This is a genomic window from Bradyrhizobium sp. SZCCHNR1002, assembly GCF_032381435.1.
GTDB lineage: Bacteria > Pseudomonadota > Alphaproteobacteria > Rhizobiales > Xanthobacteraceae > Bradyrhizobium > Bradyrhizobium aeschynomenes.
In genome coordinates this window covers 1,555,938-1,573,252 of sequence record NZ_JAUHIS010000001.1, presented here as the reverse complement: position 1 = coordinate 1,573,252, position 17,315 = coordinate 1,555,938, and the positions used below count along the sequence as shown (strand labels likewise).

Genomic DNA, 17,315 nt, shown 5'->3' with positions numbered 1-17,315 from the left:
ACGGCCCGGAGACCATCCGTCATGTCACGCTTCTTCATCGCACGTCCGATCTTTGCCTGGGTCGTGGCGATCTTCATCTGTCTCGGCGGCATCCTGTCGATTCCGTTCCTGCCCGTCGCGCAATACCCGATCATCGCGCCGCCCTCGATCTCGATCTCGACCGCTTATCCCGGCGCATCGACCGAGAACCTTTATTACAGCGTCACGCGTCTGATCGAGGAGGAGCTGAACGGCGCCTCCGGAATTCTGAACTACGAATCGACCAGCGACACCACCGGCGAGGTCGAGATCATCGCCCAGTTCAAGCCGGGCACCGACATCGAGCTCGCGGCCGTCGACGTCCAGAACCGCATCAAGCGCATCGAGCCGCGTCTGCCCGAGGCGGTGCGCAAGCAGGGCATCGTCATTCTCGAAGCCTCGAGCGCCATCCTTCAGTTCGTCACGCTGACCTCGACCGACGGCAGTCTCGACGAGATCGGCCTCGGCGACGTCGCGACGCGCTACGTTCTCCCGGAGCTGCGGCGCCTGCCGGGCGTCGGCCGCGCCCGTTTGTTTGCGACCGAGCGCGCGATGCGCATCTGGCTCGATCCCGACAAGCTGCTCGGGCTCGGTTTGACCGCGCAGGACGTCGACGCCGCGATCGCTGCGCAGAACTCGCAGGTCGCCTCCGGCATCCTCGGCGTGCCGCCGTCACCATCGAGCCAGCGCACCCAGAACATGGTGCTGGTCAAGGGACAGCTGGAATCGCCGGAAGAGTTCGGCAACATTGTGCTGCGCGCCAACCTCAACGGCTCCACCGTGAAGCTGTCCGACGTGGCGAAGATCGAGGTCGGAGGCCTGACCTACGCCTTCTCGTCCTGGCTGGACGGCAAGCCGGCGGCCGCCGTCGCCGTGCAGCTGGCGCCGACCGGCAATGCGCTCGCGACCGCCAAGGCGGTCAAGACGCGGATGGCCGAGCTCGCGGGCTTCTTCCCGCCCGGAGTGAAATACGAGGTCTCCTACGACATCACCCCGGTCATCGCCGCCTCGGTCAAGAAGGTGCTGATGACCCTGGGCGAGGCGGTGATCCTCGTCTTCCTGGTGATGTTCCTGTTCCTGCAGAACATCCGCTACACGCTGATCCCGACCATCGTGGTGCCGATCGCGCTGCTCGGCACCTGCGCGGTGCTGCTCAGCCTCGGCTTCTCCATCAATGTGCTGACGATGTTCGGCATGGTGCTCGCGATCGGCATCCTGGTCGACGACGCGATCGTCGTCGTCGAGAACGTCGAGCGCATCATGGCGGAGGAGGGGCTGTCGCCTGTTGAGGCGACCGTCAAGGCGATGGAGCAGATCACCGGCGCCGTCATCGGCATCACCCTGGTGCTGATGGCGGTATTCGTGCCGATGGCCTTTTTTCCCGGCTCGGTCGGCATCATGTATCAGCAGTTCTCGGCGTCCATGGTGGTGTCGATCGGCTTCTCCGCCTTCCTGGCCCTGTCGTTGACTCCTGCGCTGTGCGCGACCCTGCTCAAGCCGATCGAGAAGGGCCATGGCCACGCCAAGGGCGGCTTCTTCGGCTGGTTCAACCGCTGGTTCGGGCGGGTGACGGAGCGCTACACCGGCGCGACGCGCTGGGTCGTGGCGCGCGGTGGCCGCTTCATGCTCATCTACGTGCTGCTGCTGGCCGGGCTCGGCTATTCGTTGTGGCGGTTGCCGGGCGGCTTCCTGCCGGTCGACGACCAGGGCTTCGTGATGGTCGACGTGCTGACGCCGGCCGACGCCAGCACCAACCGCACGCTCGATGTGATCAAGACAGTCGAGAAGAAGCTTGCCGAGACGTCCGGCATCGACACGGTATCGTTCATCGCCGGCTTCAGCTTCTATGGACAGGGCTCCAACACGGCTCAGGCCTTCGTCACCTTGAAGGACTGGTCGGAGCGCGGCCGCAACGAGAGCGCCGATGCCTTGATCGCGCGACTCAATCCGGAGCTGGCGAAGATCCGCGACGCCGAGGTGTCGGTGCTGGCGCCGCCGCCGATCGACAATCTCGGCAACACCTCGGGCTTCAGCTTCCGTTTGCAGGATCGCTCGCAGCGCGGCTACGACGCCCTGATGGCGGCGAAGGACCAGTTGTTCGCGGCCGCCGCCGCCTCGCCGGTGCTCGGCAAGCTCAGCGTCGAGGGCTTGCCGCCGGCGCCGCTGGTTCGGCTCGAGATCGACCGCGCCAAGGCCGCCGCGCTCGGCGTGACCTTTGCCGCGATCAACGGCGCGTTGTCGACCAGCCTCGGCTCGAACTACATCAACGACTTCCTGAACCTCGGGCGCATGCAGCGCGTCATCGTTCAGGCCAATGACGACAAGCGGACCAAGCCCGAGCATCTGCTCACCTACAGCGTGCGCAACAATGCCGGCGAGATGGTGCCGTTCTCGTCATTCTCGCGCATCGCCTGGTCGGTCGGCCCGACCCAGGTGGTCGGCTTCGACGGCTACCCGTCGGTGCGCATCACCGGCAATCCCAAGCCCGGCTACACCTCGGGCGACGCGATCGCCGAGATGGAGCGGCTGATGGGCACCTTGCCCAAGGGGTTCGGCTATGCCTGGACCGGCCAGTCGTTGCAGGAGAAGCTCGCCGGCTCGCAGGCGGTGTTCCTGCTCGGCCTGTCGATCCTGTTCGTGTTCCTGTGCCTTGCCGCGCTGTACGAAAGCTGGGCGATCCCGTTTGCCGTGATGCTCGCGGTGCCGCTCGGTCTGGTCGGCTCGGTCGCCGCGGCCTGGCTGCGCGGACTGCCGAACGACGTCTATTTCACGGTGGGCGTCATCACCATCATCGGCCTGTCGGCCAAGAACGCCATTCTCATCATCGAGTTCGCCAAGGACCTGCGGGCCCGCGGCACGCCGCTGATCGAGGCCACGGTGACCGCCTGTGAGCTGCGGTTCCGGCCGATCATCATGACGTCGCTGGCCTTCATCCTCGGCGTGGTGCCGCTGGTCGTCGCCACCGGCGCGAGCGGCGCGAGCCAGCAGGCGCTCGGCACCGGCGTGCTCGGCGGCATGATCACGGCGACCTTCCTCGCCGTGTTCTGGGTGCCGGTGTTCTTCGTGATGGTGATCCGCTTCTTCACCCGCGACAAGGCGGCGGTCGCGACGGCTCCGAAGGAGCAACTGCCCTCCACGGCGCACTAAGGCCATCGCCGATGGAAGCCGCTTGTCCGGCAACCTCCAATGTCGTCCCGGCGAACGCCGGGACCCATAACCAAAAATCGTGGTGTGTGGCAGACTCGTAGCTTAGCGCTTCCGCTACGATGCCGGCCGGCTGGATCCCGGTCGACGCGGGCCCTTCAACGTTGACCGGCTTTCCGCCCCGCGACGCCAGATGTCGCGGTTGCGCCTAGAAACCGGCTCGAACATTACATTATGATGCTTGCTGATCACGCAGTGAGAAATCAAGGGCGTCCGATGCAACGGCGGGATCTGCTGACAGGGCTGCTCGCCGGCGCGCTGGGCGCGACCATTCCATGGAGGACGCAAGCCGTGACACCGGACGACATTGCGCGGGAGTATCAGCGCCAGGCCATGGCGCAATTTCCGCTCAAGCTGATCGAAACCACGGGCGACAATGCACTGGCAAAATGGCAGGAGCTGAAGGCGGCCGGGCAGGGCACGCCGGTCGTGCTCGGCGGCGAGGACGAGCACCAGTCCCTGGGCAATCTGCTGATGCCATTCGCGCCGAACGGGCCCTATGTCCCGTCGCTCCGGCCGGTCGAGGACATCCTGCGCGACGCTGACTTGATCAAGTTTCCAGACGATTTCATCCAGCGCAGCAAGGACGGCAACGAGGCCGCGATCAGGCAGTTCAAGGAGATGCTGGCGGCAAAGCCGGACATGCCCTTGCCGACGATGACCGAGAGCAAGGACGGACAGCTGCGCACATTGACACGGGACGAGACCATCGCCGCGATGCTCGGCTCTGGCCGCGAGCCGCCGCTCGGCGATTGGCCCGACACGACCGATGCGATGAACGGCCTGTCGGTGGTCATGGATTATCGCACCGGACAGCCGCTGCAGAAGGTCATCATCGGTCTGGCGGCGACCGACGACTGGACGACTGTTCCGGCCATTCTGCGCTGGGGCCATTGGAATGGTTGCCCGAAGCCGGAAGAGCACGTCGCCGCGTTCAGGAGTTGGCGCGACCGCTACGGCGCCGAGCTCGTCGCCATCACCTCGGACGTCGTCAATCTGCGCGTCGCGCGGCGGCCGCAGACCCGCGACGAAGCGCTCGCGCTGGCGCGGGAGCACTATGTCTATTGTCCTGATAATATCGACCAGGGCGTCGGCACCTTCAACGCACTCGCCGCCGCCTTGATGAACAGCGACTGGTGGTACTTCTGGTGGGATTGAAGATTGGCTGGTCGGCGCTCGTGACCGGCATCGGGTGACGCCCCTCACGATAACTATGAGTTGTTGATCCAGGTATCTCGGCTCCTGTCCGTCGGACTGGCATTCCGCGCATTGCCGCCATGCGCCAACTGCCCGTCGTGCCAGTTTGTCGCGGACTCATCACTTGTGTCGTCGGGCAAATCACATCCACATTTCCGCGCATCCGGGCCCGCCAAGAGGGACGTTTCGCGATCGTCACGAACGTCGGGTCCGAGATGCGGTGGGCGCGTCGGTCTGCAGCCTGGTTTCGGCCGGGCGGACGAACGGAGCGATGCGACGGCGAAATCGTGTGGTCCTGGCCTCCCGGTGCCGAGGTCAAGTGGACGGGGATGATGACCCGTTCGCGATGGGGGCAATCAAGCCGGTCCCCAAGGAGAGCACGTATAAGCCGCTCAACCATCGCGCAGGGAAGGCCGGGATGTCCCAGCCGAACCTGTGGTTCCTGCCCCGTGCATTTTCTCTGCACGGGGGCCATGGGGGCGGCAGGCTCCCGGCCTTCCCTGCGCCTCTTCCTGTCAGGAAGAGGACGAACGGATGCATAGCCCGGGCGAATCCGCCGCGGGGATCGCGATGCCATGCCTTTGATGTTTGACAGCTGTGAAGGGACGTCAGGAGACGGGTGCGTCGACTCGCGCCCTGCGCTAAGTCGATGCTGAGCGTGCAACGAGCGCTGATGATGCGGAGAGCAGAACCCGATGACCGCGGCACGGATCGCCATTCTCGGCAGCTCGGTGCCGAGCTTCGAGCTCGCCGATGCGCTGATCGCCGACGGATGTGATATCTGCGCGATCGTGCCGCCGCGTGGCACGCTCGGCAGCGGGGTGGAACGGCGCGCCGCGTCGCGCAGGCTGCCGCTGGTCGATGTCGGTCCGTCAATCAATGATCCCGCGACGATGGCGAAGCTGCGGGCGCTCGGCGCCGACCTGTTCGTGAACTGGGGTCATCCCGAGCGCTTTGCCGAGGAGCTGCTCGCGCTGCCGCGGCTCGGCGTCCTCAACCTGCATCCCGGCGAGATCCCCGGCGCGCGCGGGCTCGAGCCGGTGTTCGCGGCGATCCTCGAAGGCTGGCCTGCGATCACCCAGACGGCGCATCTGATGAGCGCTGCGTTCGACGACGGGCCGATCATCCGCACCCGCCGCATCGCGATCGATGACGCGCCGTATCGCGACGTCGTCGAGGAACGGCTGCGCGACGGCGCGGTCGGCTTCTATCAGGGCGCGGTGCAGGCCGTGCTCGCCGGCGAGCGCGGGGCGCCGGGAACGGGGCCGCGGCGCTATTTCGGGAAGCTGAAGCCGGATGACGACGTGCTGGGCTGGCAAGAGCCGCAGGAGGCCGTGCTGCGGCGTCTGCGCGCGCTGAGCCCGTTCAAGCCCGCACGGTGCTTCGTCGCCGGCCACGACGCGCCGCTGCTGATCTGGCGGGCCGAGCCGAGCGGCTACGCCGCCGCGGATGCGCCGGCGGGGCGCGTGATGGCGGCGCATGACGGTGAGCTGCTGGTCGCCGCTGCCGACGGGCTCGTTCGCATCACGGAGCATGAGCGTCCGCCGGCGCTGGCCTCGGCCAGTCTGGTCGGCGCGCAGCTGACGGGTGATCAGCGCTGAGGACGCAGCCGGCTCGCCAGTATCGAGCGCTTGCGCGCGCGCAGGATGCGATAGGACAGGTGGCCTTCGGTCATCGCGACCTGCATCTGCGAGCCGGGCCGGGCCATCACGAGGTCGAGCACGCGCGCGTCGGACTGCTCGGTGGCAGCGCAGGCCTCGGCGGGCGACACGGTGCCGAAGCCTTCGAGCTGCGAGTCGCCTTCGGCCGCGCGAGCCAGCATCACGTTCGGCGTGATGTCGCGGTCGCTGAGCACGTCGAGCCCGCAGGCGCTCATCTCGGCCCGGCGCGCCGTCACCTCGTCGCGATCGAACACGTCGGTGTAGAGGAACGTGCCGCCCGGCCGCAGCACCCGCGCCACCTCGGCAAAGAAGCGCGTGATGTGAGGGTAGCAATGCGAGCTCTCGACATTGGTGACGACGTCGAAGCTCTGGTCGGGAAACGGCAATTGCTCGGCATCGCCTTCGAGGAAGCGGCTGCGCGGCGCATCGACGGCGCGCCGGCAGAATGCGATGTTCTCTGGCGTGAGATCGAGGCCGGTGACCTCGCGGGGTTGGAAGTAGCTCAGCAGCGTGTGCACCGTGCCGCCGCGGCCGCAGCCGACGTCGAGCACGTCGCGGCCGGCGAGCTCGGTGTCGCCGACCAGCTCCAGGATCAGCCGCACCGAGCTGGCATTGACCGCATCGGGCCGCGGCAGGATGCGGGCCTCGTCCTGGCCGGACGGCAGGTAGCCCCAGTTCATGAACAGGCTGACCTCGCCGAACGGCAGGCTGTCGACGCGCCGGTTCCAATAGCCGTAGAACCGCTGAATGCGCGACTTGAAGGCCTCGGGCGCGGTAGCCTTGTCGGGCAGATCATAGACGTCGTCATGGGACATCGTCACGCCTCGTTACAGCTCGATGCAGTCGGCAACCTTGCGCAGCCGCAGGATGCGATATTCGAAGCGGCCGTCCTCGATATGATCGAAGAACTCCGAGCCCTCGGGAGCAAGGAAGTAGCTCATCAAGGCGGCGCGCGTCGGGTCGGTGGCGCCAGGTTGCTCCGCGTTGAACGCGCGCAGCTGCACCTGCGCGGCCTCGCGCCTTGCAGCCAGCACGTTGGCGGTGATGTCGCGCTCGGCCTCGATCACGAAGCCGTTGGCGGTGAGGAAATCGCGCGCATGGGCGAACTGGCCCGGCTGCAGCAGGTCGGTGTAGGCGAAATGGCCGCCGTGCCTGAGCACGCGATTGACCTCGCGGTAGAAGCGGTCGATGTCCGGATAGGCGTTGGAAGATTCGATGTTGGTGACGAGATCGAAGCTGCCGTCGCCGAAGGCGAGGTCCTCGGCATCGCCCTGGAAGAAGCGCAGGCGCGGATCGGCGTGCGTCTGCTTGCAATGGGCAATGCTGCGGGGATTGAGGTCGACGCCGGTCAGGCTGCGCGGCGCGCAGCGCGCGGCCAGCGTCGCCAGCGTGCCGCCGCGGCCGCAGCCGACGTCGAGCACGTCCAGGCCGTCGACGCTGATCGGCCCGAGCAGCTCCAGCACCAGCCGCACGGCATGGCGGTCGAGCATCGCTGCCGGCAGGCTGCCGCGCCAGTCGTCCGGGCGGCCCTCGACCGGCAGGTAGCCCCAGTTGAAGAACTGCACATAGCCGTCGAGGCTGCTGTCGGAGAGGTAGGTGTTGAGCCCGTTGTAGAAGTCGATCACGCGCGACTTCAATTCGGCTGGCGCCACGCCCAGCCGCTCGCCGAGACCCGGCGCGGCGTCTGGTCCGAGCTGATCGTGAGGGCTGCTCATCGCAAACTCCGCCTGCGGTCGACCAGCGCGTGGCGGCGGCGCTCGGCGCGGTCCCCGACCTCGGGACTGTCGGCCGCATTGGCCGCCTCGTGGGTGACGAGCTTGGCCTGGTCCGCAATCGTGGTGGCGCGGAACAGATCGATCAGCGCGAGGTCGCGGCCGAAATGGGTGTTGATGCGATGGAGCAGCCGGACCAGCAGCAGCGAATGGCCACCGGCGTCGAAGAAGTTGGTGGCGCGGTCGATGCGCTCGCGTTGCAGCAGCTCCTGCCACATTCCATGCACTGCGCGCTCGGCATCGCCGGCAGGTGCAGCCGCTTCGCTCTGCTCCGGCGCGGATGCGATGGGCGGCAAGGCGCGGCGGTCGATCTTGCCGGTGCGGGCCAGCGGCATCCGCTCCAGCACCGCGATCTGGCCGGGGATCATGTAGTCCGGCAGCAGGCGGGACAGATGTAGCTTCAGCTCGGGGCCGATGCTGCGGCCGAGCGCGGTCTGCAGGGGATCGTTGGAGAGCTCGGCCCACGGCTTCGTCGTCCGCGCGGCCTCCAGCGGAGAGACGGGGCGAACGTCGCCGCGAGGATAAAGCAGCAGGTCGAACACGCCATCGCCGGCGCGCTCGGACAGCGCGAAATCGACCGCGAAGCCGGCGGCGGCCGCGGCCTCCGCGAGCTGCTCGGGATGCGGGGCCTCGGCCGGCGGCGCGACCTCGGGGTCGATGCCGGCAAGCAGCCGCAGATCCTCGCTCAGCCGGCCATCGGGCACGCCGGTGATGCAGAGCGCAGGATGCGCCCGCGCGGCGCCGAGCATCGCCGCGACCGGATCGGCGGGATCGAGGGCCGTCCAGGCGACGCTGACTGCGGAGCCCGGATGAGGCGGGGCGGCGGTGTCGATCACCACTTCGTAGCGGTACTTGGTCAGCTCATTCACCGCCATGCCGCGCTTCGCGGCGAGCCGAACCGCGGCGCCGTGCTCGGCGGCGATGCGGGTGAAGTAGGCAGGATCGAGCACCAGCTCCTTGTCGAAGCGGATGCGGTTGGCCGCGCGCGCGAGAATGGCAGGCCCGCCGAGCGCGTGCTGCCGGGCCTCCACGGAGACCGCGAACAGGCGCTGCAACGGCAGCGACCGGATGTCGCCGAGATAGATCCGCCCTGATGGCGCAAGGCATTCGAACGCGCCGTCGAGGACACGGCGCAGATAGTCACGGCCCGGGAAGTACTGAACGATGGAGTTGAGAATGACGAGATCGAAATGGCCGGGCGGCACACCGTCGAAATTGTCGGCCTCGCGCTGCTCGATCGTGACATGGGTCCAGCCGCTTCGGCGCGCCAGCTCACGCGTGCCGGCAACGGCCGGCGGGGAGAAGTCGGTGCCGTGATAAGTCTCCACCCGATCGGCGAGGCCGCGCAGCAGCAGCCCGGTGCCGCAGCCGATCTCCAGCACGCGGCGTGGCCCCAAGGCCAGCAGCGCCTCCGTCGTCCTTGCCTGCCATTCGCGCATCTCGGCCACTGCGATCGGCCGGCCAGTATAGCTGTCGTGCCAGCCGGCGAGATCGGCATCCGGCGCGTCAGCTGCGGGGCCGTAGGTGATCTCGTACAGCTCACGCCAGTCGGACACGAAGGCCTGCCCGTGCTGCTGGTGCTGCGCAGTCGCAATGTCCGGCTTCAAGGTGACGTAGGCATCGAGAAACTTGTCCTCGTCCTTGGTCCGCACCACGACGGCAGCCTCGGCGACGGCGGGATGGCGCGCGAGCGCGAGCTCGATCTCCTCGATCTCGATGCGATGACCGCGGATCTTGACCTGGTTGTCGCGGCGGCCGACGAACTCGATGGTGTCGTTCGGATCGAGCCGCACGAGATCGCCGCTGCGATAGAGCCTGACGCCGTCGGGCGCGGTGACGAAGCGGGCGTCGGTCGCGGCCGGATCGCCGAGGTAGCCCTTGGCGAGGCCGCTGCCGCCGATGCAGAGTTCGCCGGGCATGCCGGCCGGCACCGGCTTCAGATCGGTGTCGAGGATGCGGCAGATCACGCCGGGCAGCGGCCGTCCGATCGGTACCGTGGCGGCGCGATCGGTGAGCTGGCCGATCGGATGGAAGGTCGCGAAGGTCGTGGTCTCCGTCGGGCCGTAGACATGGAGCAGGCGGGCCGGCGGACCGGCCGCGAGCACGCTGCGGACATGATCGGCATTGACGGCCTCGCCGCCGAACAGCACGAGCCGCAGCGGCGCGAAGGCGGCCGGCTTCAACTGAGCGACCTGGTTGAACAGCGCGGTGGTCAGGAACATGACCGAGACGGCGCGCGCCTGCAGATCGTGCGCGAGCGCATCGGGATCGAGCAGGGTCTGCTTGTCGACCATCACGACGCAGCCGCCATTGAGCAGCGCGCCCCAGACCTCGAAGGTGGCGGCATCGAAGGACAGCGGCGCGGCCTGTGCGATGCGATCGTCCGCCGCGAGCGCCGCGTAGTCGGTGTCGAGCACGAGATTGGCGACCGCACCCTGCGGCACCAGGATGGCCTTGGGCGTGCCGGTCGATCCCGAGGTGAAATTGACATAGGCCGGGCTGTCGGCGCCGATCAGCTGCGGCGCGGGCAGCGCTGCAACGGCAAGCTCGCCCGCTGCGTCCGCGACGACGATGCGGAGCGCGCCGTCGATCCGCATCAGGACGTCGCGCATCGCGCGGCTCGCGACGACATGGCGAACGCCGGCCTGACGCAGCATCAGCGCAAGCCGCGCCTCGGGGAGCGCGGGATCGAGCGGCAGATAGGCGCCGCCGGCGCGGATCACGGCGAGCAGCATGACGACGGCCTCGACCGAGCGCTCGGCGACAACACCGACGATGTCGCCGGGGCGGATGCCCGCGGCCACGAGCCGTTCGCCGAGCGCGCGGCTTGCCGCCTCGAGCGCGGCATAGCTCAGCGTGCGGCCGTCACTGCTCTCGATTGCGATGCGCTGCCCATGGGCGGCTGCAATGGTCTCGAAGCGAGCCGCAAGACCCGTGTCGCCACCGGGCGGCGCACGCGGCCGTTCCAGGACATGCTGCTGCGTCCGCAGGTCGGAGGGCGAGGCGACGACCAGCGACGGCAAGGGGGTATCCGGCGCATCCAGCGCCGCGGTCAGCAGGGATACGAACTGAGCCGCCAGTCGGCTCGCCGTGGCTTCCGTGAACAGATCGCTGGCGTAGACCAGCAGGCCCGCGATGACGCCGTCGCGTTCGAACAAGTGGGTCTCGATGTCGAACCGCGTGGTACGGATATCGACCGCGAACGGCGTTGCCTCGATGCCGGGAATAATGAGGCGGTCATCGGTCGCATTCTGGAGCGCAAATGCGACCTGCACGAGCGGATTGCGCGCGGGATCACGGTCTGGCTGCAGGCGTTCCACGAGCTGCTCGAACGGCAGGTCCTGGTTCTGATAGGCCTCCAGCGCGACGCTGCGCACGCGCGACACCAGCACTTCCAGCGAGGGGGTGCCGGAGAGGTCGAGCCGCAGCGCCAGCGTGTTGACGAAGAAGCCGATCAGCTCCTCGGTCTCGTGATGATGGCGATTGGCGATCGGGCTGGCCACCGCAAAATCATCCTGCGCGGCGGCGCGTCCGATGACGGCACCGTAGAACGCGAGCAGCACCATGAACGGCGTCGCGTTGCAGCGCTCGGACAGGGCTTTCAGGCGCGCCGTGGTCGTTGCGTCGATCGTGATCGGAACGATGCCGCCGCGATAGGACTGCCGGGTCGGACGTCGGTGGTCGAGCGGCAGGCGCAGCTCGGGCAGATCAGCCAGACGGGCCGACCAGGCCTCGAGCTGCTCGCGTGCGCGAGCGCCGGAGAACCAGTCACGCTGCCACGCGGCGAAATCGGCGTAGCGCAGCGGCAATGGACGCAAGGTGGCGCCGCTCGTGAGCAGCGACAGCTCGCGGGCCAGCACCGTCAGCGACCAGCCATCGCACGAGATATGGTGCATGGTCAGTGCCAGGACGGCGCGGTCATTCGTCGTCAGGATCAAGGTGCCGCGCAGCAGAGGAGGCTGCGTCAGATCGAAAGGTTCGAGCGCTGCGGCGGCGACCACAGCGCGTGCCCGTGTGAGCGCATCGGGCCGGCCGCGCAGATCCACTGTGCGCAGCGGACAGGGCATCGGCGCCAGCGGCTCCTGCCAGGACTGGCCATCGCGCTCGCCGATCCGGCTGCGCAGCGGCTCATGACGAGCGACGACGTGATCGAGCGCGGCCTGCAGCCTGGCGACATCGAGCGGTCCGTCGAGCTGATAGGCAACCGGCACGTTGTAGCCCGCCTTACCAGGGTCGAGCCGCTCCAGGAACCAGAGCCGCTGTTGCGCAAAGGACAGCGGCGCGGCGCCGGTGCCGGCCCTGCCGGCGACGACCTCGCGGGTGTCCGGAGCAGCGGGCGTACCATCGGCGATGGCCGCGGCAAGGAGGCGCGGCGTCGGCTGCTCGAACAGCAGTCGCAGCGGTACGGTCAGGCCGCGGCGCTGCGACAATTGCGCAAGGACGCGGGTCGCGAGCAGGGAATGGCCGCCATTCTCGAAGAAGTCGCTGTCGCGTCCGATCGGCCGCGCCAGCAGCTGCGTCCAGATCGCGATGATCTCGCTTTCGAGATCGTCAGCGGAGCCGGCATTGGTATCGGGCACCGTCGCGGGCCTCATCAGCCGCAGGGCCGCGCGGTCGATCTTGCCATGCTCGCTGACGGGCATGCGCGCGACCAGAGTGATGCGTGCCGGGATCATGTAGTCCGGCAGCTCCTGGCGAAGCCAGCGCAGCACCGCCGCGGTTTCGTGAGTTGCATCCGAAAGCGTGACGAAGGCCTGGAGCGACTTGTCCTCGTCGTCACCCTGCACGATCACGGCGGCTTCGGCGACGGCGGGATGGCGCGCGAGCGCGAGCTCGATCTCCTCGATCTCGATGCGATGACCGCGGATCTTGACCTGGTTGTCGCGGCGGCCGACGAACTCGATGGTGTCGTTCGGATCGAGCCGCACGAGATCGCCGCTGCGGTACAGCCTGACGCCGTCGGGCGCGGTGACGAAGCGGGCGTCGGTCGCGGCCGGATCGCCGAGATAGCCCGTGGCAAGGCCGCTGCCGCCGATGCAGAGCTCGCCGGGCATGCCGGCCGGCACCGGCTTCAGATCGGTGTCGAGGATACGGCAGATCACGCCGGGCAGCGGCCGTCCGATCGGTACCGTGGCGGCGCGCTCGGTGAGCTGGCCGACCGGATGGAAGGTCGCGAAGGTCGTGGTCTCCGTCGGGCCGTAGACATGGAGCAGGCGGGCCGGCGGAGCGGCCGCGAGCACGCTGCGGACATGGTCGGCATTGACGGCCTCGCCGCCGAACAGCACGAGCCGCAGCGGCGCGAAGGCGGCCGGCTTCAACTGAGCAACCTGGTTGAACAGCGCGGTGGTCAGGAACATGACCGAGACGGCGCGCGCCTGCAGATCGTGCGCGAGCGCATCGGGATCGAGCAGGGTCTGCTTGTCGACCATCACGACGCAGCCGCCATTGAGCAGCGCGCCCCAGACCTCGAAGGTGGCGGCATCGAAGGACAGCGGCGCGGCCTGTGCGATGCGATCGTCCGCCGAGAGCGCCGCGTAGTCGGTGTCGAGCACGAGGTTGGCGACGGCGCCCTGCGGCACCAGGATGGCCTTGGGCGTGCCGGTCGATCCCGAGGTGAAGTTGACATAGGCCGGGCTGTCGGCGCCGATCAGCTGCGGCGCGGGCAGCGCTGCACCGGCAAGCTCGCCCGCTTCGTCCGCGACGACGATGCGGAGCGCGCCGTCGATCCGCATCAGGACGTCGCGCATCGCGCGGCTCGCGACGACATGGCGAACGCCGGCCTGACGCAGCATCAGCGCAAGCCGCGCCTCGGGGAGCGCGGGATCGAGCGGCAGATAGGCGCCGCCGGCGCGGATCACGGCGAGCAGCATGACGACGGCCTCGACCGAGCGCTCGGCGACAACACCGACGATGTCGCCGTTCCGGACACCACCGGCCACGAGCCGTTCGCCGAGCGCGCGGCTGGCCGCCTCGAGCGCGGCATAGCTCAGCGTGCGGCCGTCGATGCCGTCGATTGCGATGCGCTCACCATGGGTGGCCGCAATGGTCTCGAAGCGGGCCGCAAGACCCGTGTCGCCACCGGGCGGCGCACGCGGCCGCTCCAGGACATGCTGCTGCGTCCGCAGGTCGGAGGGCGAGTCCAGCGGCAGATCGGCGACGAGGCTGTCGGGCGCAGCAATGCACGCGTCGAGCAGGTGCACATAGCGGCGCAGCCATCGTGCCGCGCCATCGCGCGTGAAACTGTCGCTGCGCGCCGTAAGCATCAGGCGCAAACCATCCGGCTCGCCCGCATCCGCCCCGATCAGCGCGAGTTCGCTGTCCGGCGCAGGCTCCAGCAGTGCCGATGTGGCGTGGCCGGCGAGTGGCCAGACGTGCAGTTCGAGATCGAAACGGGTGGTGCCGCGCTCGAAGCCGACGATCCCGACGTCGACATTGTCCAGCAGGAGCGGGGTGTCGGGTGTGGCCTGATAGGCGAAGCTCGTCAGCGCGGGCTCGGCGAGCAGGACCGAGTGCGAAGGATCATTCGACGACCCGTCGCCTGCGGCGTCGAGCGCAGCGGCGAGCCCGTCATGCACCTGGCTCAGCAGCTCCGTAAAGCGCATCGACGAGCCGCAGGACGCCGTGACCAGGAGCGTATCGACGTGGAAGCCGATCTGCTCGCCCAATTCGGGATCGCGACGGCCTGCAGCCGGCACGGCGACAATGGGCGTGGAGCTCGCCGACAGACGCGCGACCAGCAGAGTGTGCACCGCCAGCAGGACGGTTGCGATGCTGGTGCGGCGCTGCCGCGCGACAGCACGGACGCGCGCGTGCAGGCCCGCCGGAAGCCGCGTCGCCAGCGTATGGCCGTCGTGAGGCCGGCCCCGAGAACGAACCGCATCGTGCGGCACCGGCGCCGGGGGTACATCGGGGAGTGCCGGCGGCCGGCCCAGCGCAATCGTCGCGGATGGACCGGATCGTGCCTTGTATGGCGCAGAGCGCCACGACTGCCCAGCCAGACGCGCGCGATAGGCGGCCGAGAGATCGCGGCAGAACAGCGCGTGCGACCAGCCGTCGGTGACGATGTGGTGGATGAGGTGGATGAGCAGATGATCATCATCCGCGAAGCGCACCAGAGTGGCGCTCAGCAGCGGTGGCTGGTCGAGCGCGATCGGGCGTTGCGAGAGGCGGGAGGCCAGGTCGCGCGCAACAATGTCCCGCCCACCGGGCGCGATCTGCGAACGATCGAGCTGCGTGATCCGGAACGGAGATGGCGCCGCGATGAACCGCTCCGGCTCACCATCGAGCTCGCGAAAGCCGGTCCGCAGCGCGTCATGCCCGGCGACGACATCGCTGAACGCAGCTTCGAGCACGCCGGCATCGAGCCGGCCCGACAGGCGGTAGGCGGCCGAGACGTTGTAAGGTGCCTCGTCCGGTGCGAGCCGGCTGGCGAACCACAGTCGCTTCTCGGCGCTCGAAAGACGCGAGACATCGCGCAGGTGAGCGATGATGCCGGCGCGATCGGCTGCGATCGCGTCGCGCAGCTGCGCGGTCAGCGCGCCGGGAGCGGCCCGAAACCGCAGCTGATCGCCGTCCAGGAACAGCGCGATGCCGCGGCTCTTCAGGGTGGCGAGAAGTGAGGCTGCGGTCACAGCACGCCGGCCTCAAAGGGGGCGGCCATGTCGGCGAGGCGCCGCGCCACGCCGCGGACGGTCGCATCGGCGTAGAGATCCTGCAGCGTGCCCTCCCAGCCGAGCTGTGTGCGCAACTGCCCGAGGAGGCGCATGGCCAGCAGCGAGTCGCCGCCGAGATCGAAGAAGTCGTCGTCGAGGCTTCCCGGCGCAAGCTTGAGGACGGACGTGAACAAGGCGGCGACCGCCGCCTGATCGCTGTCGTCGTAGCGAGGCTCGACGCTACCGCCTGCGGCGGCCGCCACATGCGCGAGCAATGCATCACGATCGACCTTGCCGTTGGCCGACAGCGGAAATGACGGCACGATCACGATCCGCGCCGGCACCATCGGCGGCGGAAGCTCGGCCTGCAGCCGGGAGCGGAGTTGGGATTCGAATCCGTTGGACTTGGCCGAAGTCGTGACGAACGCATGGAGTCTGACGTCTCCGGGCGACAGCTCCGCGGCCAGCACGACGGCGCCGCGAACGCCGTCGATGGCCTCGAGATGGCGTGCGACCGCGCCGGGCTCGACGCGATGGCCGCGGATCTTGAGCTGCGCGTCGAGGCGGTCAAGGAAGATCAACGAGCCGTCGCGCTGCATGCGGACGCTGTCGCCGCTGCGATACATGCGTCCCTGGGGACGGAAAGGATCCGGCCGGAAGCGTTGCTGCGTCAGCTCGGGATCGCCGAGATAGCCGGTGGCGACGGCTTCGCCGCCGATCCAGAGCTCGCCTGCCGTGCCGAGCGCAACCGGCTGCTGATCGGAATCGAGCACGTAGCAGGACGTTCCGGCAATGGGACCGCCGATCGAGAAAGGCTCAGTCGGGCGGGCGTCTGCGGTGAAGCGGGCGGCCGTCGTGTAGACCGCCGTCTCCGTCGGTCCGTAGCAATGCACGATCGCGCGGGCGCCGCCATCGAGCACCCGACACGCGGCCTCGGCGCTGCCGCGTTCGCCGCCGGTCAGGACCTCGACGCCGGCAAGAGCCGCGGGACGATCCTCGGCAATGCGGTTGAACAGGCCGGTCGTGATGAACGTCGTGGTGACGCCGTGACGGTGCACCAGCTCGGCGATGCTGTCAGGTGTCGGAGGCGCATCCGGATGCAGCACGATGCGGGCGCCGGCCGCGAGGAACGGCCAGAGGTCGAAGACCGCGGCATCGAAGCTCGGTGGCGAAAGTGCCAACGCGACGCTGTTGCTGTCGATCGCGGCGTAGGAAGGCGACACCATCAGCCGCGTGACGTTGTCATGGCGGACCACGACGCCCTTGGGACGGCCGGTCGAGCCCGAGGTGAAGATCACATAGGCCGTATCCGATGCGCATGCGACCGGCGGCACAGCAGGCTTGCCGCGAATGTCGCCGGTTCCGATCAGGCGATCCCGCCATTCGGCACCGAGCTGCAGCGGAGATCGGGCATCGGCAACGATCAGCGCGGGCTGAGCTGCCGCGAGGACGGTCTCGGTGAAAGACCGGGGATAGTGCGGTGCGATCGGGACGTAGCCGCAGCCGGTATCGAGCACGCCGAGCAGCAGAGCGGGAAGATCGAGGTCGCGGCCGGAAAGCACGGCAATCAGGTCGCCGCGCCGCGCGCCGCGCGCGGTCAAGGCGGCTCGGACCTGATCGGCGCGATCGATCAGCTCGGCGTAAGTCATGCAGCCTGCAGCGCCGATCACTGCCGGTGCTCCCGGCGACCTTGCGGCCGCCGCGCGTACCAGCTCGCCAACGGTGCCACGCTCCGGCGCCGGATGGTCGTGCCGGGCCAGCGACAGCTCAGGGTCCACGGTCATGCGCGAGCCGCCGATCCGGGCCATGTC

At 68.5% G+C, this 17,315-nt stretch carries 7 protein-coding genes; 3 read left to right on the top strand and 4 right to left on the bottom strand.

All coding sequences use genetic code 11. The features are described from left to right. The first annotated feature begins 21 nt into the window (after positions 1 to 21). The 3 genes from QX108_RS06960 (at position 22) to QX108_RS06950 (ending at position 6,020) form a co-directional block, all read left to right on the top strand. The gene (locus tag QX108_RS06960; protein WP_315780228.1) at positions 22 to 3,165 is read left to right on the top strand and encodes an efflux RND transporter permease subunit; all 3,144 of its coding nucleotides are present in this window, start codon (positions 22 to 24) and stop codon (positions 3,163 to 3,165) included. Positions 3,166 to 3,438: 273 nt separating this feature from the next. Next, the gene (locus QX108_RS06955; RefSeq protein WP_315780230.1) at positions 3,439 to 4,380 is read left to right on the top strand and encodes a DUF4253 domain-containing protein; all 942 of its coding nucleotides are present in this window, start codon (positions 3,439 to 3,441) and stop codon (positions 4,378 to 4,380) included. Positions 4,381 to 5,114: 734 nt separating this feature from the next. Beyond that, positions 5,115 to 6,020 (top strand): methionyl-tRNA formyltransferase, encoded by a 906-nt coding sequence (locus tag QX108_RS06950; RefSeq protein WP_315780232.1) that lies wholly within the window; start codon positions 5,115 to 5,117, stop codon positions 6,018 to 6,020. Here QX108_RS06950 and QX108_RS06945 read toward each other — a convergent pair. Genes QX108_RS06945 through QX108_RS06930 form a run of 4 tightly spaced genes read right to left on the bottom strand, consistent with a single transcriptional unit; the run spans position 6,011 to position 17,312 of the window. Then, entirely contained in the window at positions 6,011 to 6,895 is an 885-nt protein-coding gene (locus tag QX108_RS06945; RefSeq protein WP_315780234.1) for a class I SAM-dependent methyltransferase, read from the bottom strand. The two genes, QX108_RS06950 and QX108_RS06945, sit on opposite strands and share 10 nt — an antisense overlap. 12 nt (positions 6,896 to 6,907) lie before the next feature. Beyond that, a complete protein-coding gene (locus QX108_RS06940) occupies positions 6,908 to 7,795 on the bottom strand; it encodes a class I SAM-dependent methyltransferase (RefSeq protein WP_315780235.1) in 888 nt (295 codons plus the stop codon). After that, positions 7,792 to 15,483, bottom strand: a complete 7,692-nt coding sequence (locus QX108_RS06935; protein ID WP_315799391.1) for a non-ribosomal peptide synthetase — start codon at positions 15,481 to 15,483, stop codon at positions 7,792 to 7,794. The genes QX108_RS06940 and QX108_RS06935 overlap by 4 nt, the downstream gene beginning before the upstream one ends. Next, on the bottom strand, positions 15,480 to 17,312 hold the full coding sequence (locus QX108_RS06930) for an amino acid adenylation domain-containing protein (RefSeq protein WP_315780239.1): 1,833 nt from the start codon (positions 17,310 to 17,312) through the stop codon (positions 15,480 to 15,482). The genes QX108_RS06935 and QX108_RS06930 overlap by 4 nt, the downstream gene beginning before the upstream one ends. Positions 17,313 to 17,315: the final 3 nt, after the last annotated feature.